We start from the raw sequence: 18,234 nt of genomic DNA on the forward strand, positions 1-18,234 counted from the left end.
TCCTACTCCTCGACCCCGTAGTCCTTGAGGAGCGCGGACTGCCAGGCCTTGGCCGTGGCCGTCAGGCCCGCCTTGGGCTCCTCCTTCAGCGTCAGGATCTTGGTGTAGTGCTGGAGCCACTCGGTGAAGAGGTCGCCGCCCTGCGGGATCGGCGGGCGCGGGTGGGCCTTGCTCAGCGCCTCGTAGTAGGACTTGCGCACCGGGTCGGCCAGCACGGCCTGGGTGTAGGCCGACTTGCGGGTCGGCAGCACGCCGACGGCGGTGGAGACGCTCTCCTGCTGGGCGGCCTCGGTCATGAACCGGGTGAAGAGATAGGAGGCGTCGAAGTTCTTGGACCCGGCGTAGACGACGAGGTTGTGGCCGCCGACCGGGGCGCCCGCCGTACCGGTGGAACCGGCCGGGATCGGCGCGATGCCCAGGTTGTCCCGGGACTTGTAGGCGTCGCCGCCGAAGATCTCCTTGGTCGCCCAAGGACCGTCGATCAGCATCGACAGCTTGCCGTTCTTGAAGTCCGTCTTGAGGACGTTGTAGCCGTCGGTACCGGCGGGCTTCGGCGCGGCGCCGGACTTCACCAGGTCGACGGCGGTCTCGATGCCCTTGAGGGACGCGGCGTTCGCGATGGTGATCTTCTTCTTGGCGGCGTCGACCATGTCGCTGTTCTCGCCGTAGAGGAAGGGCAGCGAGTAGTAGCTGTCGGGGCTGAGGCCGATGCCCTCGGCGCCCGTCTTCTCCTTGACCTTCGCGGCCGCCTCCTTCACCTCCTGCCAGTTCGCCGGGGCCTTCTCCACGCCGGCCTTCTGGAAGAGCTCCTTGTTGTAGAGGAGCCCGAGGGTGTCGGTGACCTGGGGGACGCCATAGGTCTTGCCCTGGTACGCCGCGTTCTTCAGCGGGCCTTCGAGGAAGTCGCCGGTGTTGTCCAGAGCGGGGGTGCCGGTGAGGTCCTTGAGGTAGCCGAGCTGGGCGAAGCCCGGGGTCCAGCCCACGTCGGAGCGGAGCACGTCCGGGGCGCCCTTGCCGGTGGAGGCCGCCGTCTTGAACTTCTGCTGCGCCTGGTCGAAGGGGACGTTGACGTAATCGACCTTGATCTTCGGGTACTTGGCCTCGAAGTCCTTGACGAGCTTCTTGAAGGCCGGCGCCTCGTTGGTCGCGTCGGAGGTGTCCCACCAGGTGATGGTGCCGCTCACGGCGCCCGGGTCGTTCGCCGCCTTGGAGCCGTCACCGCCGTTGTCGCCGCCACCGCCGCACGCGGTCATGGTCAGGGCCAGCGCACCGACAACGGCGGCGACCGATATGCCTCTTCGCATATGGATGCTCCTCTTCCAGGAGGCCGCCTGAGGGGAGGGCGGCCCGAGCTGAGGAGGAAGCTAACAGGCTGCAATCTCTTGCGAAAGACCTTGCAAGAAGGGAATCCCAAGATTTCGCGGTTGTAACCATCCCGTGTCCAGAGGGTTGACCGGTGCGGCCGGGGCTCGTACGGTCTCGACCGGCAAGGGGTTGCGGTCGTGCGGGCACCTTTGCTGCAAGAACCTTCATGACCCTTCATGGGCCTTACGGGCAAGGCGGGTTGCCTCGCGGGGTCGTCGTACGCCGCACCGCCGCCCCCACCCCCACGCCAGGAGACGCCGTGCCCCCCACTCGCACGCCCGGAAACATGCCCGGAGGAATGCCCGGAATCGCCCGGAGAATCCTTACTGTCGCGGCCGCCGCCCTGCTGGCGGGAACGGCCGTCGGCGCCCCACCGGCGGCGGCGAGCGCCCCCGGCGGGAAGGACGTCACCGCCGTCCTCTTCGAATGGGACCTCAAGTCCGTGGCCCGCGAGTGCGCGAACACCCTCGGCCCCGCCGGCTACGGATACGTCCAGGTCTCCCCGCCCCAGGAACACATCCAGGGACCCCAGTGGTGGACCTCCTACCAGCCCGTCGGCTACCGGATCGCCGGCCGGCTCGGCGACCGGGCCGCCTTCGCGGAGATGACGCGCGCCTGCCACGCGGCGGGCGCGAAGGTCGTCGTCGACGCCGTCGTCAACCACATGGCGGCGGGCGCCGGCGTGGGCACGGGCGGCACGTCGTATACCAAGTACGGCTACCCCGGTCTCTACGGCGACACCGACTTCCACACCTGTCGCAAGCCCATCAGCGATTACACCAGCCGCATGGACGTCCAGAACTGTGAACTGGTCGGTCTCGCCGACCTCGACACCGGCAACGACCACGTCCGCACCGCCATCGCCGGCTACCTCGACGACCTGCTCTCCCTCGGCGCCGACGGCTTCCGCGTCGATGCCGCCAAGCACATCGCCGCCGACGACCTCGCCGCGATCAAGGCGAAACTGAGCCGGCCGGACGTCTACTGGAAGCAGGAGACGATCTACGGTGCCGGCGAGGCCGTCCGGCCCGAGGAGTACACCCGCACCGGTGACGTCCAGGAGTTCCGCTACGCCCGCGACCTCAAGCGCGTCTTCCAGCGCGAACGGCTGGCCTATCTGAAGAACTACGGCGAGGGCTGGGCCTATCTGTCGAGCGACAAGGCGTCGGTCTTCGTCGACAACCACGACACCGAGCGCAACGGCGACACCCTCTCCTACAAGGACGGCGCGAACTACACGCTGGCGAATGTCTTTATGCTCGCCTGGCCGTACGGCTCGCCGGACGTCCACTCCGGCTACGAGTTCACCGACCGCGACGCGGGGCCGCCTCGCGAGGGCGCGGTGGGAGCGTGCTGGCAGGACGGCTGGAAGTGCCAGCACGCATGGCCGGAGATCCGGAGCATGGTGGCGTTCCGCAACGCGGTGCGGGGCACGCCGGTGACGGGGTGGTGGGACAACGGCTACCAGGCGATCGCCTTCGGGCGAGGCGACAAGGGGTACGTGGTGGTCAACCACGAGGGGTTCGCGCTGAGCCGGACTTTCCAGACGTCGCTGCCGGGTGGGGACTACTGCGACGTCCAGAGCGGCCGTCGCGTCACGGTGGGCGCGGACGGCCGCTTCACGGCGACGGTCGCACCGAACACGGCGCTGGCGCTGCATGTGGGCGCGCGGACGTGCGGCTAGCTCCCCAGCCCCGCCCTTTCACCGTTTCCCAGGGGGCTGCCGCCCCCCTGGAACCCCCCGCCGGGCTGAACTCGGCCCGCCCGGCCTTCGAGGGCCGGGGGTCCGGGGGCGGAGCCCCCTGGAAGAAACGGTGAAAGGGCGGGTCAGGGGCACAACAACTCCCGTACCCGAACCGAAGGAGCCCGTTCGATGAGACGCCTGGCCGTCGCCTTAACGGCCCTGATACCCCTCCTGGGGCCGAGCCCCGCCCATGCTGAACCACCCCGCGTCCCCGACGCGAAAGTCCAGTGGCTCGACAAACAAACCGTCGCCTGGCCCAAGAACCTCGGTGACCCCACCCGCCCCCACCGCCTCGTCCACGAACGCGGAACGTTCACACTCACCCCCCGGCCCGGCGGGCTCAGCGCCGCCTACGCCGCCTACGACGCCTTCCACGTCGAGGCGACCCCGGAACAGGTGCGCTCCGCGCTCCGCGGCCCCCTCACCGCCGAAACGGACGACGGCGTCCGCACCGGCGTCCAGATCCCCGGCGTCCTGGACGACCTCTACGCCCCCGCCGCCACCAAGGCCCACCTGGGCCCCGTCTTCCGGGACGGCCGGCCCACCCTCTCCGTCTGGGCGCCCACGGCGAAGACCGTGGCGCTCGAGCTCGACGGCCGTACGCTCCCCATGCGCCGCGACGCCGCCAGCGGCGTCTGGAGCGCCACCGGGCCCCGCTCCTGGGCCGGCAAGCCCTACCGCTACGCCGTCACCGTCTACGCCCCGACCAGCCGCGAGACCGTCGTCAACCACGTCACCGACCCGTACTCCACCGCCCTCACCGCCGACTCGTCCCGCAGCCTGGTCACCGACCTGTCGGCTCCCGCCCTCGCCCCGCCCGGCTGGGCGCGCCTGCGCAAGCCCGCACCCGTCCCCTTCCGGGACGCCCGCATCCAGGAGCTCCACGTCCGGGACTTCTCCCCGCGCGGCGACTACCTCGCCTTCACCGATCCCGCCTCGCCCGGCATGCGCCACCTCAAGTCCCTCGCCGACGCCGGGACCTCCTACGTCCACCTCCTGCCCGTCTTCGACTTCGCGACCGTCCCCGAACGCCGCGCCGACCAGGCCACCCCGCCCTGCGACCTGGCCGCCTTCCCCGCCGACTCCGAAGAACAGCAGAAATGCGTCGCCCGCACCGCCGCCCGCGACGCCTACAACTGGGGCTACGACCCGCTGCACTACACCGTCCCCGAGGGCTCCTACGCCTCCGACCCCGACGGGCCCCGGCGCACGGCCGAGTTCCGGCGGATGGTGCAGGGGCTGGCGGGCGCCGGGCTGCGCACGGTCATGGACGTCGTCTACAACCACACCGCCGCCTCCGGCCAGGACGAGCGGTCCGTCCTCGACCGGATCGTGCCCGGCTACTACCACCGGCTCCTCGACGACGGCTCCGTCGCCACCTCCACGTGCTGCGCCAACACCGCGCCCGAGCACGCCATGATGGGCAAGCTCGTCGTCGACTCGGTCGTCACCTGGGCGAAGGAGTACAAGGTCGACGGCTTCCGCTTCGACCTGATGGGGCACCACCCCAAGGCCAACATCCTCGCCGTGCGCGCGGCCCTCGACGCCCTCACGCCCGCCAAGGACGGCGTCGACGGCAAGTCCGTGATCCTCTACGGGGAGGGCTGGAACTTCGGCGAGGTCGCCAACGACGCCCGCTTCGTCCAGGCCACGCAGAAGAACATGGCCGGCACCGGCATCGCCACCTTCTCCGACCGCTCCCGCGACGCGATCCGCGGCGGCGGCCCCTTCGACGACGACCCCCGCGTCCAGGGCTTCGCCTCCGGGCTCTTCACCGACCCCAACACCTCGCCCGCCAACGGATCGCCCGAGCGGCAGCGGGCCCGGCTGCTGCACGCCCAGGACCTGATCAAGGTCGGCCTGACCGGCAACCTCGCAGCGTACCGCTTCACCGACACCACCGGCCGGTCCGTGCGCGGCGCCGACGTCGACTACAACGGTCAGCCCGCCGGATACGCCGCCGCGCCCGGTGACGCCCTGTCCTACGCCGACGCCCACGACAACGAGACCCTCTACGACGCCCTCGCCTACAAACTGCCGCAGGTCACCACCCCCGACGACCGGGCCAGGGCCCAGGTCGTCGCCCTGGCCGCCGCCACCCTCTCCCAGGGCCCGGCCCTCTCCCAGGCCGGTACGGACCTGCTGCGCTCCAAGTCCCTGGACCGCAACTCCTACGACAGCGGCGACTGGTTCAACGCGATCCACTGGAACTGCGCCGAGGGCAACGGCTTCGGCCGGGGCCTGCCGCCCGCCGCCGACAACGCCGCCAAGTGGCCGTACGCCCGCCCGCTGCTGGCCGACCCCGCCCTGCGGCCCGGCTGCGGTCCCATCACCGCGGCCTCGGCCGCCTACCGCGACCTGCTGCGCGTCCGCACCACCGAGAAGGACTTCAGCCAGCCGACCGCCGAGGCCGTGCAGGCCGCGCTGTCCTTCCCGCTCTCCGGCAGGGACGAGACGCCGGGCGTCATCACCATGCGCCTCGGCGACCTGGTGGTCGTCCTCAACGCCACCCCGCAGGAGCGCGCCCAGACGGTCCCGGCCCTCGCGGGCACCGGTTACCGCCTCCACCCGGTGCAGGCGCACGGCTCGGACCCCGTCGTGAAGTCCGCGTCCTACGCCACCGGAACGGGCACCTTCACCGTGCCCGGCCGGACGGTCGCGGTCTTCAGCCGGAGCTGACCGCCACCGGCGCGGGGGCGAACAGGGCCCGCAGCGGCTCGTCCACCGGCTCGTCCCCGAGGACCCGGACCAGCACCGCCGCCGTCTCCTCGTCGTACGCGGCGCTCACCGCGGTGAGCGCCGCGAAGGCGTGCACCAGCTGCCGCTCCAGCTCCGCGCGCGGGACGCGGCGGCCGTCCAGCCACAGCAGCGCGGTGCTCTCCGCCAGCGAGATCCAGGACCGCAGCAGCAGCTCCAGCCGGGCGGACGGCTCCCGTACGCCCAGATGGGTCAGCAGGTGGCCGTACGCGGCCTGCCGCACCCCGTCGATCATCGCGCAGGACGGGCCGGTGCCCGCCATCGCCGGGCCGCCGCGCAGCAGGGCGGCGAAGGCCGGACCGTAGGTCTCCACGAAGTCGAAGAAGCGGCGCATCACCCGCGCCAGCCGGCCGCCGGACGGGCCCTCGCACGGCTCGGCGAGCCGTGCGGTCAGCTCGTCGGCGGCGTGGCGCAGCGCGGCCTCGTAGAGGCTCTGCTTGCAGGGGAAGTAGTGATAGACGAGCGGCCGGGAGATCCCGGCCGCGGTGGCGATGTCGTCGACGGAGACGGTGTCGGGCGGGCGGTGCCCGAACAGGTCGAGGGCGACCGCGATCAGTTGCTCGCGGCGCTGCTCGACACCCATCCTGCGGCGTACCCCGGTCGTCATGGCGGTCATCCTAAACCGCCCCCCACCGGGGGCCGTTCGGCCCGGGCCGGACGGCTCAGCGCAGCTGCTCCAGCTTGCCGCCGTCCTCCAGACGGGCCGTCAGCTCGACCTGGGCGCCCTGGTGGGTGGGCACGACGAGGAGGGGGCCCCGGTCGCTGCCGTGCGCCCCGCCGGCGGCCGTGACGGAGGCGACGTCGCCGCCGCCCGCCGCCAGCGCGTACCAGGTGCCGCCCGGGGACTTCCACAGGACGCCCGCCAGGACGTGCGGTTCGCGGGCCCCGCAGGCGAGCGTGGACTCGGCGCGGCCGACGACCGGGGCGGGCGTGCCCGCCCGGCCGCCGGGGGCCAGGAACTGGGCCAGTACGCGGCTGCCCGCGCCGCGCCAGGTCTCGGCCCGGGTGCAGAACCATTCCGCGCTCCCGGCCGCGCCGGGGAGCGTCTGGGTGGCGAACTGCCAGGAGTTCACCGAGCGCACGCCCTGCCCCCGCACGGTCGTCAGCCGGCAGGCCGTGTGGGCCCAGGCCGCGCGGTCCTTGGCGCCGGTCGCGTCGTGCGGGGCGGCGGGGGAGCCCGCGGTGAGCCGGGCGGGGAGCAGCTCGCCGAGGTCGGTGACCAGGTGCTCGCCGAGGCGGAGGGCCGTCCAGGCGTGGCAGTCGCCCGCGCCGGCGGGGCTGGGCACGGAGTCGGTGACGCCGTCGGCGCCGCGGCGCAGCGGCTCGTCGGCGGCGCCGGGGGCGAGCAGGTCCCGTACGGCGGCGTCGGCGATCCAGGGGGCGGTCAGATAGCGGACGTTGCCGTCGGTGCGGCCGACGACGAGCGCGGCGGCGCCGGCCGTGTCGGCCGCGTCGGCGCGGGCGAAGTCCAGGGCGGCCGCGCCGGTGCCGCCGTCCTTGGACTCGGCGTAGCGCACGACGCGCAGCCCGTCGTAGAGGAGGACGACCGTCGCCGCGTCGACCTCGCCGGCGTACAGCAGTTGCGGGGGGCCGGCGGCGGGCCCGGTGGCGGTGCCGGGCGTCGCGGTGAGCCGCACGGAGGGGCCCGGCCGGGCCCAGACGGCCAGCGCCCGGCGCAGCAGTTCCTTGTCGCCGGTGCGGCCGCCGCGCGCGGGCCAGGAGGCGAAGCCGGGCCGGTCGGCGCTCTTCCACGCGGTGGGGGCGGCGGTGACCAGCCGGGCCGGGTCGAGGGCCTGGGCGGCGGCCGTGTTCTGCGCGTACGGGGGCGCGGCCGCGCCGTCGGGGCCCCAGCCGCCGTCGGGCAGGGCGATGAGCGTCCCGCAGACCACGACGGCCGCGGCGGCGGCCAGGGCGGCCCTGGTGTGCTGGCGGCGGCGCATCAGGTCGGTGGGCCGGGCCTGGAGGGAGCAGGGGTCGAACTCCACCGACTCCAGCAGCGAGGCGTCCCGGCTGCCGGGCGGGATCCGCACCCCGTCGGCCTCGGCCAGCGCCGCGCCCGGCTCCATCACCCCGGCGGCGGCCAGCATCCGCACCACGTCGTCCTCGTCGGGGAGCTCCAGCGCGCGCAGCACGTAGGCGGCGCGGCCGGGCGCGGAGAGCGCGGCGAGCGCCTGGTCGAGCACGAGCTCGTCGGCGCCGCCCGAGCGCGGGAAGAGCCGCAGCCCCCACACCTGCGGCAGCAGCGGCGGCAGCTGCCCGGGGCGCGGCAGCCGGAACCGGCCGCGCGGGCGGGCGGCGGCCAGCGCGGAGTCCAGCACTCGCTGGCGGACGTAGGCGTACCCCGGGTCCTCCGGCGACCTGCGGGTGCCCCGGGGGCCCGGCAGGACGGTCTCCTCGTCCCGCGCGCCCGCCCTGCCCCGGGGCAGGGCCCGCTGGACGAGGGCGTGGGCGGTCAGCACGCGCCGGTTCCGGCCCAGCGACGGCGGCAGCACCAGGTAGGCGAGCCTTACCAGCCGCGGATAGTGCTCGATGAGCGCGGCCTCGGCCTGCTCGACGTCGACGGTGGGCGGGGCGGGGGGCCGGGAGGCCGTTGCTTGCTGCTGCACGTAGGTAGAACGAGTGAATGATGCGATGGTCACTTCACCCGTCACCCGACTGGGCGGCTCATCCGAGCGGGCCCCTCGGGGCGGCCGGGCGCGTTACGCGACGCAGCGGGCCCGGATCCGGTCCACCGCCGCGTCGGGGATGCCGAGCCCGTCGCGCACGTACCCCGTGATCCCGCCGTACGTCCGGTGCATCTCCTCCAGCGCCACCGCCAGGTAGCCGGGCCGGACGCCGAGGATGGCGTCGACGATGGCCGGGTCGCCGCCGGCGGCCGTGAAACGGTCGCTGACCGGCTTGAACGCCGCCCGGACGGCCGGCTCGACCGCCAGGTACTCCCGCTCGGCCGCCGCCTCGTCCGCCCCGAGCAGCAGCAGTATCAGCGTCGCCGCCCAGCCCGTGCGGTCCTTGCCCGCCGTGCAGTGGAAGAGCAGCGGCCCGCAGTCCGGCTCCGCGAGCGTGGTCAGCAGCAGCCGGAAGGCCTGGCAGGCGGACTCGGAGGAGACGAAGGAGCGGTAGACGTCGCTCATCACCTTCTCGGCCTTGCCGCCGCCCAGGTGCTCCTCGGCGGCGGCCGGGCTGCCCAGGACGTCCTCCAGCTTGCCGGGCACCTGCTCGCCGCCGCCCGGGTGGGTGGCGCCCGGCCCGGCGAAGACGTCCGCGACGATCAGACGGGCGCCCTCGGGCAGCCGGTCGGGGCGCTCGCGGCGCTCGTTCTCGCTGCGCAGGTCCACGACCGTGTGGATGCCGAGGGCGGCGACGGCGGGGTCGGCCACCACGTCGAGGCGGTCGAGCCCTCCGGAGCGGAGCAGCAGCCCGGGGCGGACGGCGGAGTTGCCGACGAGGGCGATGCCGCCGAGGTCGCGGAGGTTCGTGATCGTCGAGGCATCGAACTGCTGGGGCATGGGCCGGTCTCCCTCATCCGCGTTTTGCGGCTTATCGCATTTTCTGCCCTCTTATTGTGAGGAACGCCGGCCGAGTCCGCGACGGCGCCCCCCGCCCAGCGCCGGGCCCAGCCCCAGACCCAGCGTCAGCGCCAGCAGGTGACCCACGTCCGTGAAGGTCGTCCGGCCCCGCCCCCGAAGGCAGGGGCGGACACCGAGCGTGAGCAGCGCCGCGCACGCGGCCGTCCGGGCCGGGCCGCGCGGCAGGGCGGCGGCCAGGGCGCCCGCCACGGCGTTGAGGCCGTAGCTGACGCCCACGTCCGTCGCGGACCGCGTCCGGGGACCGGCGCGCAGGGCGCGCAGCCCCGCGTAGACGAGGAGCGAGGCGCCCGCGTGCCCGTAGGCGAACGCGCCCGCCGCCCACCACGCTCCGTACGCGTACTCCGTGTACCCCAGCACCGCCAGCAGGAGCAGCGCGTACGGCAGCTCCATGGGGGCCTCGACCAGGAAGGCGCTGCCGGCCAGGGTGTCCCAGCGGCCCGCGTCGAGGTTGTCGACGTTGGTGGAGCACCGGCGCAGCAGGCGCTCCCGTGCCTCCGGCGTGAGCAGGCTCCGCACGGCGTACGCGCCCAACTGCACGCCCCCGACATAGGCGGGGGCCAGCCAGGGCAGCCCACGCGGGATCCGGGACACTCCCTCACCCCCGGTCGAGATAGGCCAGCACCGCCAGCACCCGGCGGTTGTCGTCGTCGGACACCGGAAGCGCGAGCTTCCCGAAGATGTTGGACGTGTGCTTGGCGATCGCCCGCTCGGTCACCGTCAGCCGCTCGGCGATCGCCGTGTTGGATCGGCCCTGCGCCATCAGCTCCATCACCTCGCGCTCGCGCGGCGTGAGCCCCGCCATCGGCCGGTCCTTCTCACGCCGCGTCAGCAACTGGGAGATGACCTGCGGATCCATCGCCGTGCCACCCGCCGCCACCCGCCGTACGGCGTCGACGAACTGCTCCGCGTCGAAGACCCGGTCCTTCAGCAGATAGCCGACGCCACCGCTGCCGTCCGCGAGCAACTCCCGTGCGTAGAGCTGCTCCACGTGCTGCGACAGCACCAGCACCGGCAGCCCCGGGGTGGCCCGGCGGGCGGCCAGGGCGCACTGGAGGCCCTCGTCGGTGAAGGACGGCGGCAGCCGCACGTCCACCACCGCCACGTCCGGCCGCTCCTCGGCCAGCGCCCGGGTCAGCTCCGGGCCGCTGGCCACCGCCGCCGCTATCTCGAAGCCGTACGCCTCCAGCAGCCGGACCAGACCGTCCCGCAGCAGGAACAGGTCCTCGGCGAGCACTACGCGCACGGGTCCTCCGCGAGCGCGAAGTCCGCGTAGTCGAAACCGGGGGAGACCACGCAGGTCACCAGGACCGGCTCGGTGCCCGCCGGCTCGGCCGCCTGCCACACCCCGCCGGGGACCAGCCCCTGCGGCAACTCGCCCCGCTCGACGGCGGCGCCGAGGACGAGCTCCTCGGCACCCGCCTCGTCGGGCTCCGGGCCGTCGCCGCCCAGGCGCAGCCGCAGCGGGCCGCCCCGGTGCCAGAGCCACAGCTCGTCGGAACGGACCCGGTGCCAGCGGGAACGTTCACCCGGGTGGAGCAGGAAGTAGATGCCGGTGGCGTGGGCGCGCGGGCCCGGGTAGCCCTCGGGCACGGTCGTGCCGGGGGCCCGCCAGGTCTCGCGGAACCAGCCGCCCTCGACGTGGGGTTCCAGGCCGAGGAGCGCGACGAGCTCGGAGCGTTCGGCGAGGCTTTCGGAGGCTTCCGTCATGGGGCCACTCTCCCACCGGGCCCCGCCCAACGGGTCACCGGGTGAGCGCGCACGGGATCTCCATCGTGACCATCGTCGGGCCGCCGCGCGGGCTGCTGACGGCCAGCACCCCGTCGAAGGCGCCCAGGCGGCGCTCGATGCCGCGCAGCCCCGTGCCGCCCGCCGGGTCGGCGCCACCACGGCCGTTGTCGGTCACCGCGATCCGCAGGGTGCCCTCCGCGTGCCGGACGTCCAGCCAGATCCGGTCGGCGGCGGAGTGCTTGGCCGCGTTGGTGAGGGCCTCGCTGATCGCGAAGTACGCGGCGGACTCGACCGGTTCGGCGGCCCGGCCCGTCAGCTCCACGTCCACCTCGACGGCGAGCGGCAGCCGCAGCGCCAGGGCGCGCACGGCGTCCGCGAGCCCCCGCTCGGCCAGCACGGGCGGGTGGATGCCCCGGACGAGGTCGCGCAGCTCGGTGAGGGTCTCCGCCGTGCCGGCGCGCGCGGCCGCCAGCAGCCGCTTGGCCTCGGCGGGGTCCCGCTCGATCAGCGCCTCGACGGTGCCCAGGCTCATGCCCATGGCGACGAGCCGGGCCTGCGCCCCGTCGTGGAGGTCGCGCTCGATGCGGCGCAGTTCGGCGGCGGAGCTGTCCACGGCCTCGTACCGGGTCTCGGTGAGCCGGTCGACGCGCCGGGCCAGCTCGGTCTCCCGGGTGGGCCGCAGGAAGGCCGAGGCCAGCCCGAAGTGGAAGCGCAGCAGGCGCGGGTTGACGAAGAGCCCGAGGACGCCGAAGGCGAGACCGAGGGCGGCCGCCATGTTCGCCGACGTCTGGCCGGTGATGTGGATGAACGCGAACCACTCGTTGCCCCCGGCGTTCACGATCGGCTTCCACACGCCGAGCGCCAGCACCGGCCCCCAGAGCGCGTACACCAGCAGGACGGCCGGGAGCATCGCCGTGAGGACGCCGCCCGTCATCTCGACCAGCAGCCACTGCGCGTCCCGCCAGGTGGTGCGGTCCTTGAGCAGGGCCAGGCACAGCTCGACCCGGCCGACGATCCCGCCCTTGACCGCGGGCGGCGGCCCGTAGGGCACCGGGATGCGCACCCCGGACCAGTCCAGGGCCTGGGCCCGGCGCTGGTTGGCGTGGGCCCGGACGGCCTTCAGCATGAGCGGGGTCGTGAACAGCCCCACGCCCAGCACGATCACGACGACCGACACCATCGTGAACGCGAACAGCACGGTCGCCGTCACCGCCCCGGACACCGCCAGCCAGAATCCGCGCGCCCCGGCCAGCAGCCCTTCCCGGACCTTCATCGTTCCTTCTCCCCCACGGGTCGTTCCCGCGGGCCGTGGATCCGGCCCGCGGGAACAAGTCTGCGGGGTCCGGCCGCGCCCGGTCACGGGGGCTGGGCGACGGCCGGGGGTGTACCTGGCACCACCCCCGGGGAGGAGGAGGTCAGAGGGCCGCCGGGGGAGCGTACTTGTAGCCGACGCGGCGGACGGTGACGATCGACGAGCGGTACTCGGCGCCCATCTTGCGGCGCAGCCGGGCGACGTGGACGTCGACGGTCCGGCCGTCGCCCACGTGCCCGTAACCCCACACGGTCGTCACCAACTGGTCGCGGGTGTGCACCCGGTGGGGGTGGGCGACGAAGTGGGCCAGCAGCTCGAACTCGAGGTAGGTCAGGTCCAGCGGGCGGCCCGCGACGCTCGCCGTCCGCTGCTCGGGGTCGATGCTCACCAGCGCGTCGCCCTCGGTGGCGGGCGCGGCCCCGGGCGCGGCGTCGGGGGTGGCGTCAGAGGTGGCGTCGGGGATGGCCTGCCCGGTCCGGGCCGCCTGGCCGGCCCGGACCGCCAGTGCCGCCTGTCCGGCCTCGGCGTGCTCGGCCGGTACGAGGACCAGGTAGCCGATCATCGGCGGCCGGCCCGGCAGGGTGGGCAGCGCGTGCTGGGGCGCCGGCAGCCAGGTCGCTCCGGCGTGCAGCAGCTCGGCGACGGGCGGCACCTCGTCCGGCGCCACGGCTCGCAGCCGGTGGCGGCGGTCGGTACGGCCGGCCTGGGCGGGGATCTGCGGGGACGCGGTGAGGGTGCGGAGGTTCGTCATGGAGAGCTCAGCTCTTTCGCGCGAGAAGCCGTCGAGAGGACGTGCGTGGCGCGGGCCGCTTGGCCGGAACCGGTGCCGGCGGCTGACTTCGACGCGGGTCAGCGGGAGGAGTGGGCCTGCGCGGGAATCGCGCGACAACACACTCGGTCGAAATCGTGGTGCTGACGGGAAGGCCAGAACGGCTCGAGGTCGAAGCGACCCGTCGCGGAGTTCTGATAGCTGGCCATGCCCCCTATTGAAGCACGGCCGGCGACGGGACAGGAGCCCTGCCGGCCGGTGAATACGGAACCTTGGCGATCTTGGATGTTGCTACGGGAGCGGGCCGGGAGCGGACCGGGACCGGGGCCCGGATCCGCTCCCATGGGGTTACCGGCGGTCGGCGAGCAGGGTGATCAACTCGCCGAGGCGATCACCGGGTAGTGATCGCTGAGGTTGGTGTACGTGTACCCCTTGCCCCAGCTGGAGACCGTCCAGGGCGCGGAGCTCTCCTTGATCACGGAGTTCGTCCAGCCCCGGGGCCGGACGTGACCCTTGCGGTGGAGGACGTAGTCGAGGTCCTCGCGGGGGTCGGTGGGGTAGCGGTAGGCCGCGATCGAGTTCTCCTTGGTGTCGAAGGAGTACGGATGCCCGGTACGGCCGCCGTCCGCCGGGACCAGATCGGCGTCGGCGAGCATCGAGCCGTACTCCTCGCTCCGCGAGTCCACGTTCAGATCGCCCGCGACCATCACCTGCTCGTCCGCCGGGATGTTCTTCGCGTCGAGGAACGCGTCGATCTGCCGGAACTGCTTGGCGCGGTCGGCCTCCGCCTCGCCCGCCTTGCAGCCGCTGTCCGTCGACTGGGCGTGCGTCCCCACCAGGTGCACCTTCGTGCCGTTCACGTTCAGGACGACGTAGGCGAAGCCCTTGTTGGACCACCAGTCCGCGCCGCACGCGTCCTTGTAGATCACCTGCTCCTTGCGGACGATCGGCCACTTGCTGAGCACGGTCACCCCGCCGTCCTCCGGCGTGGTGGTGGAGTAGGAGCCCCCGGTGGCGTCCCAGCCGTCCTTGCTCCGGCCGACGACGGGCGTCTGGTACGGGTAGCCGGCGACCGCCCGGGCCTTCAGGTCGTCCGAGGCGGCGTTGTCGAACGCCTCCTGGAGGACCACGACGTCGTTGCCCTGGAAGAAACCGGCGGCGGCTATCTCCTCGGCGCGGTGCGCCTGGCCCCAGTTGGGGTAGAGCTTCGTGCTCATGAGGAACGTGTTGTAGGTGAGCACCTTCAGCTGGGGCGTGGCGGCCGCCGCGTGAGCGGGCTGGGCCAGGGCGGTGGTGAGCAGGGCGGCGGCGGACAGGGCGACGGATCCGGCGGTCTTCGTGAACGGCACTGCGACTCCCTCGACGGTCGGTGATCCTTTGGACGGCAACGGCCCGCCACATCAGATCAGTTGCCGTTAGCACCCGATGGCGGGCAGGTTTCCGTCAGCCGACGCGCGGGACAAGACCCGTCTCTGCCGCCGCCTCCTCTTCGGCGTGTCGCCGCCGTCGCGCCCCCAGCAGGAGGGTCGAGGCGAGCACCCCGCCCGCCAGGAACGCGGCCGCCGCGAGCACCGCCGACAGCCGCAGGCCGGCGGTGAACCCGCCCGCCGCCGTGGCCACCGTGCCGAACAGGGCCACCCCGGCCGCGCTGCCCACCTGCCGGGCGACGTTGAAGACCGCGGACGCCACGCCCGTACCGTCGGCCGGAGCCGCTTCGATGACGGCGGCGGTGGCGGAGAGCGCCGTCGTCGTCTGGCCCAGCCCCGTGGCGGCGAGCGCGAACAGCAGGGCGGGGTACGGGACGCCCGGCGAGGCGACGAGCCAGCCCAGGAAGCCCGCCGCCCCCAGGAACAGCCCGGCGGCCATGGGCACGTACGGACCCGTGCGCGCGGTCACCCGGCTCAGCAGCGGCGCCGCGATCAGGCCCATGCAGACCGAGGGCAGCAGGGCCAGGCCGGTCTCCAGGGCGTCGTAACCGCGCTCCTGCCGGAAGTAGAGGGTGGAGAGGAACAGCATGCCGTAGTAGCCGAAGCTGATCAGGAAGCCGATGGCGGCCGTGGTGGAGAACGCCTTCCGCCGGAACAGCGACGGCGGCAGCAGCGGCCGCCGGAAGAGTGTGGACCCGGTCTCCAGCCGGTGCTCCACGACGGCGAACGCCGCCAGCGCCACCACACCCGTCACGGCCGCCACCAGCACCGGGGGAGCGGTCCAGCCGGCCGTCCCGGCCTCGTTGAGCGCCCCGGCCAGCGCGACGAGACCGACCACGCCCAGCACCTGGCCGAGGGGGTCCATCCGCCCGGCCCCGGGGTCCCGGAGAACCCGGTCGGCAGGAATATGACGCACCGTCAGGAAGGTGGTGAGCCCGCCCACCGGCAGGTTCAGCCAGAACACCGCCCGCCAGTCCAGTCCGGCCACCAGCAGCCCGCCCACCACGGGACCCGCGCCGAAGGCGATCGCGGCGACGGCCCCCCACACCGCGACCGCCCGGGCCCGCGCGGCCCGGTCCGGATGGGCGGCCCGCAGCAGCGCCAGCGAGGCCGGCACCAGGAACGCCGCCCCCGCGCCCTGCGCCAGCCGCCCCGCCACCAGGGCGCCCGCCGTGGTGGCCAGCCCGCAGGCGGCCGACGCGGCGGTGAAGACGCCCAGCCCCCACAGGAACACCCGCCGGTGCCCGAACCGGTCGCCCAGCCCGCCGCCGAGCAGCAGCAGCCCCGCGAAGACGGTGCTGTAGCCGTCGACGCACCACTGGAGGGCGGCCGGCCCGGCGTCGAGCGAGGCACCGATGTCGGGCACGGCCACGGTGACGACGGTGACGTCCAGCATCACCAGGAAGTAGCCGAGGCTGAGGGAGACGAGGGGAAGCGATGTACGAAGGGAAGCTCTCACCGGACGAGTCTCGGCCCCGCACACTTCGTCGAACGACGAAAGGTGGACGTCGTAGATTGGCCGTGTGACCGACGTGATCAACCACCAGCCCGATGTCGCCCGCGCCGCCGCCCTGATCGCGGACCCGTCCCGCGCCCGGATCCTCAAGGCGCTGTGCTCCGGCCGTGCCCTGTCGGCGGGCGCCCTCGCCACCGAGGCGGGCGTGAGCGCCCCCACCGTCAGCGCCCACCTCGCCCGGCTCACGTCCGGCGGCCTGATCACGGCCGTCAACGAGGGCCGGCACCGCTACTACCGCCTCACCGGCCCCGACGTCGCCGGCGCGCTGGAGGCCCTCGCCCTCATCGCCCCGCCCCTGCCGGTGCGCTCGCTGCGCGAGAGCGGCGTCGCCAACGCCCTCCACCGCGCCCGCACCTGCTACGACCACCTGGCCGGCCACCTCGGCGTCACCCTGATGCGCGCCCTCCTCGACCGCGGCCTGCTCACCGGCCACGACGGCACCCACCGCCCCGACACCGCCGTCCGCGACCGCCCCGCCGCCTACGGCCACGACGCCGCCTACCGGCTCACCGCCCCCGGCCGCACCGCCCTGACCGCCTTCGGCGTGGACGTCGCGGGTCTGCCCCGGCGCCGCCCGGCCATCCGCTACTGCGTCGACTGGAGCGAGCACCAGCACCACCTCGCCGGCGCGCTGGGCGCCGCCCTCACCGCCCGGCTCTTCGCCCTCGGCTGGCTCCGGCACGGGGTGAGCCCGCGCGTCGTCCACCTCACGGAGGCGGGGACGCGCGGGCTCGCGGACGCGTTCGGGGCGGTCGACCTGGCGGCGTGAGGAGCCGGCCGCGCGAGGGGCCTGGCCGCGCGTGAGGGCCCAGCCGCGCTAGGACCGGCCCGAGGACCGGCCCAGCGCCTCCCGGACGGCCTCCTCGGAACGTCCCACCACGGCCGTGCCGTCGTCGGCGGTGATGATCGGCCGCTGGATCAGCTTCGGATGCGCCGCCAGCGCTTCCACCCACCGATCGCGGGCCGTCGCGTCCCGGGGCCAGTCCTTGAGGCCGAGCTCCTTGGCCTCGGCCTCCTGGGTCCGCGTGATGTCCCAGGGCTCCAGCCCCAGCCGCTCCAGCACAGCGCGGATCTCCTCGACGGTGGGCACGTCCTCGAGATAACGCCGGACGGAATAACCGGCTCCCTCGGCGTCGAGCAGCGACAGCGCGCTACGGCACTTCGAACAGGCGGGATTGATCCAGATCTCCATACCGTCGAGCCTAGAGCCCACCGGCCCCTAGCGGCCGCCCACCCGCTCCACCTCCCGCTCCACCCGCTCCGCCAGGAACCCCTCCCACGTCCGCCGACCCCTCATGGCCCCGTCGAGGTTCAGGTTCTCCCCGGCCCGGTACGCGCGGCCGAGCCTGCCCGGCACCCGGACCGGCAGCATCGGCCGGCGCTTGCCCACGGCCCGCAGATAGCCGCGGCTCAGCTCGGCCAGCTCGTACACCTCCGGCCCGGCGAGGTCGGGCACCGCCCCGGCGGGCTCGCCGAGCGTCAGCTCCACGAGCCGGGCGGCCACCTCCCGCGCGTCGACCGGCTGCCACCGCACCCCGCCGGGCGCCGGGACCACCGGCAGCTTCCCCATCGCCGTCACCACCTTCAGGGCCAGGTCGTGGAACTGGGCGGCGCGCAGCGTCGTCCACGGCAGCCCGGACTCCGCCACGGCCCGCTCGGCCTCCAGCTTGGCCCTGAAGTAGCTCAGCGGCACCGTGTCCGCCCCGATGACGGAGATGTACACCAGATGCCCCACCCCGGCCGCCCGCGCGGCCCGCACCAGATTCCGGGTCGCCACGTCGTCCCCCTTGGCGCCACCCGCCAGGTGCAGCACGACCCCGGCCCCCTCGACGGCCGCCTCGACCCCCTCGTCCTTGAGCAGATCGCCGGTGACATACGTGACCCCGCCCCCGCCCTCCCGCTCCCGCCGGCTGAGCACCCGCACCTCACGACCGGCGCCCCGCAACAACGGCACGACCAGCCGCCCGAGCGTGCCCGTACCGCCGGTGACCAGGATGGTGGACGTCGTCATGGCTACTTCCTCGTTCGC

General features: G+C 73.9%; 15 protein-coding genes and 1 pseudogene. 3 read left to right on the top strand and 13 right to left on the bottom strand.

Annotated elements, in window-relative coordinates; genetic code table 11:
* Nucleotides 1-2 precede the first annotated feature (2 nt).
* Nucleotides 3-1,304, bottom strand: a complete 1,302-nt coding sequence (locus tag ACX9I7_RS07800; protein ID WP_459386894.1) for an extracellular solute-binding protein — start codon at nucleotides 1,302-1,304, stop codon at nucleotides 3-5.
* A gap of 359 nt (nucleotides 1,305-1,663) precedes the next feature.
* Between ACX9I7_RS07800 and ACX9I7_RS07805 the strand changes: the two genes are divergently transcribed.
* Together ACX9I7_RS07805 and pulA are read left to right on the top strand one after the other, a co-directional pair.
* Nucleotides 1,664-3,049: an alpha-amylase gene (locus ACX9I7_RS07805; protein WP_459386895.1), complete on the top strand. Its 1,386-nt coding sequence runs from the start codon at nucleotides 1,664-1,666 to the stop codon at nucleotides 3,047-3,049.
* 456 nt (nucleotides 3,050-3,505) lie between these two features.
* Nucleotides 3,506-5,788 (top strand): annotated as a pseudogene (gene pulA, locus ACX9I7_RS07810) (pullulanase-type alpha-1,6-glucosidase); the annotation flags it as partial.
* Here pulA and ACX9I7_RS07815 read toward each other — a convergent pair.
* The 10 genes from ACX9I7_RS07815 to ACX9I7_RS07860 all read right to left on the bottom strand — a co-directional run bounded on the left by ACX9I7_RS07815 (nucleotide 5,775) and on the right by ACX9I7_RS07860 (nucleotide 16,148).
* A complete protein-coding gene (locus tag ACX9I7_RS07815; RefSeq protein WP_387574425.1) occupies nucleotides 5,775-6,473 on the bottom strand; it encodes a TetR/AcrR family transcriptional regulator in 699 nt (232 codons plus the stop codon). The pseudogene pulA and the gene ACX9I7_RS07815 overlap by 14 nt on opposite strands.
* 55 nt (nucleotides 6,474-6,528) lie before the next feature.
* A complete protein-coding gene (locus tag ACX9I7_RS07820; protein WP_459386896.1) occupies nucleotides 6,529-8,472 on the bottom strand; it encodes a hypothetical protein in 1,944 nt (647 codons plus the stop codon).
* Nucleotides 8,473-8,565: 93 nt separating this feature from the next.
* The gene (locus ACX9I7_RS07825) at nucleotides 8,566-9,372 is read right to left on the bottom strand and encodes a tyrosine-protein phosphatase (RefSeq protein WP_387574419.1); all 807 of its coding nucleotides are present in this window, start codon (nucleotides 9,370-9,372) and stop codon (nucleotides 8,566-8,568) included.
* Nucleotides 9,373-9,423: 51 nt separating this feature from the next.
* Nucleotides 9,424-10,044 carry a rhomboid-like protein gene (locus ACX9I7_RS07830; RefSeq protein ID WP_387574417.1) on the bottom strand — a complete coding sequence of 207 codons (621 nt, stop codon included), beginning with the start codon at nucleotides 10,042-10,044 and terminating at the stop codon, nucleotides 9,424-9,426.
* 4 nt (nucleotides 10,045-10,048) lie between these two features.
* A complete protein-coding gene (locus ACX9I7_RS07835; RefSeq protein ID WP_387574415.1) occupies nucleotides 10,049-10,696 on the bottom strand; it encodes a response regulator transcription factor in 648 nt (215 codons plus the stop codon).
* Entirely contained in the window at nucleotides 10,687-11,160 is a 474-nt protein-coding gene (locus ACX9I7_RS07840) for a cupin domain-containing protein (protein WP_387574413.1), read from the bottom strand. Before ACX9I7_RS07840 ends, ACX9I7_RS07835 begins: the two co-directional genes overlap by 10 nt.
* A 34-nt stretch (nucleotides 11,161-11,194) precedes the next feature.
* A complete protein-coding gene (locus ACX9I7_RS07845; protein ID WP_459386897.1) occupies nucleotides 11,195-12,454 on the bottom strand; it encodes a sensor histidine kinase in 1,260 nt (419 codons plus the stop codon).
* 142 nt (nucleotides 12,455-12,596) lie between these two features.
* Nucleotides 12,597-13,244 (bottom strand): winged helix-turn-helix domain-containing protein, encoded by a 648-nt coding sequence (locus ACX9I7_RS07850; RefSeq protein WP_459386898.1) that lies wholly within the window; start codon nucleotides 13,242-13,244, stop codon nucleotides 12,597-12,599.
* A 392-nt stretch (nucleotides 13,245-13,636) separates the two neighbouring features.
* Complete coding sequence (sph, locus tag ACX9I7_RS07855; RefSeq protein WP_459386899.1) at nucleotides 13,637-14,611, bottom strand: sphingomyelin phosphodiesterase; 975 nt, start codon at nucleotides 14,609-14,611, stop codon at nucleotides 13,637-13,639.
* 94 nt (nucleotides 14,612-14,705) lie between these two features.
* Nucleotides 14,706-16,148 carry an MFS transporter gene (locus ACX9I7_RS07860; RefSeq protein ID WP_459386900.1) on the bottom strand — a complete coding sequence of 481 codons (1,443 nt, stop codon included), beginning with the start codon at nucleotides 16,146-16,148 and terminating at the stop codon, nucleotides 14,706-14,708.
* A gap of 64 nt (nucleotides 16,149-16,212) precedes the next feature.
* Between ACX9I7_RS07860 and ACX9I7_RS07865 the strand changes: the two genes are divergently transcribed.
* Nucleotides 16,213-16,974 carry an ArsR/SmtB family transcription factor gene (locus ACX9I7_RS07865; protein WP_459386901.1) on the top strand — a complete coding sequence of 254 codons (762 nt, stop codon included), beginning with the start codon at nucleotides 16,213-16,215 and terminating at the stop codon, nucleotides 16,972-16,974.
* Between the two features lie 48 nt (nucleotides 16,975-17,022).
* Here ACX9I7_RS07865 and ACX9I7_RS07870 read toward each other — a convergent pair whose 3' ends face one another.
* Complete coding sequence (locus ACX9I7_RS07870) at nucleotides 17,023-17,397, bottom strand: arsenate reductase family protein (protein WP_459386902.1); 375 nt, start codon at nucleotides 17,395-17,397, stop codon at nucleotides 17,023-17,025.
* Nucleotides 17,398-17,424: 27 nt separating this feature from the next.
* Nucleotides 17,425-18,216 (bottom strand): SDR family oxidoreductase, encoded by a 792-nt coding sequence (locus tag ACX9I7_RS07875; protein WP_459386903.1) that lies wholly within the window; start codon nucleotides 18,214-18,216, stop codon nucleotides 17,425-17,427.
* Between the last annotated feature and the right edge of the window lie 18 nt (nucleotides 18,217-18,234).

Source organism: Streptomyces sp. L500 (assembly GCF_054551825.1).

Excerpts from the sequence above, each read along its gene's own strand:
- ACX9I7_RS07800 (WP_459386894.1), bottom strand. The coding sequence starts at position 1,304 with ATGCGAAGAGGCATATCGGTCGCCGCCGTTGTCGGTGCGCTGGCCCTG.
- ACX9I7_RS07805 (WP_459386895.1), top strand. The coding sequence starts at position 1,664 with ATGCCCGGAATCGCCCGGAGAATCCTTACTGTCGCGGCCGCCGCCCTG.
- ACX9I7_RS07815 (WP_387574425.1), bottom strand. The coding sequence starts at position 6,473 with ATGACGACCGGGGTACGCCGCAGGATGGGTGTCGAGCAGCGCCGCGAG.
- ACX9I7_RS07825 (WP_387574419.1), bottom strand. The coding sequence starts at position 9,372 with ATGCCCCAGCAGTTCGATGCCTCGACGATCACGAACCTCCGCGACCTC.
- ACX9I7_RS07840 (WP_387574413.1), bottom strand. The coding sequence starts at position 11,160 with ATGACGGAAGCCTCCGAAAGCCTCGCCGAACGCTCCGAGCTCGTCGCG.
- ACX9I7_RS07845 (WP_459386897.1), bottom strand. The coding sequence starts at position 12,454 with ATGAAGGTCCGGGAAGGGCTGCTGGCCGGGGCGCGCGGATTCTGGCTG.
- ACX9I7_RS07850 (WP_459386898.1), bottom strand. The coding sequence starts at position 13,244 with ATGACGAACCTCCGCACCCTCACCGCGTCCCCGCAGATCCCCGCCCAG.
- ACX9I7_RS07870 (WP_459386902.1), bottom strand. The coding sequence starts at position 17,397 with ATGGAGATCTGGATCAATCCCGCCTGTTCGAAGTGCCGTAGCGCGCTG.
- ACX9I7_RS07875 (WP_459386903.1), bottom strand. The coding sequence starts at position 18,216 with ATGACGACGTCCACCATCCTGGTCACCGGCGGTACGGGCACGCTCGGG.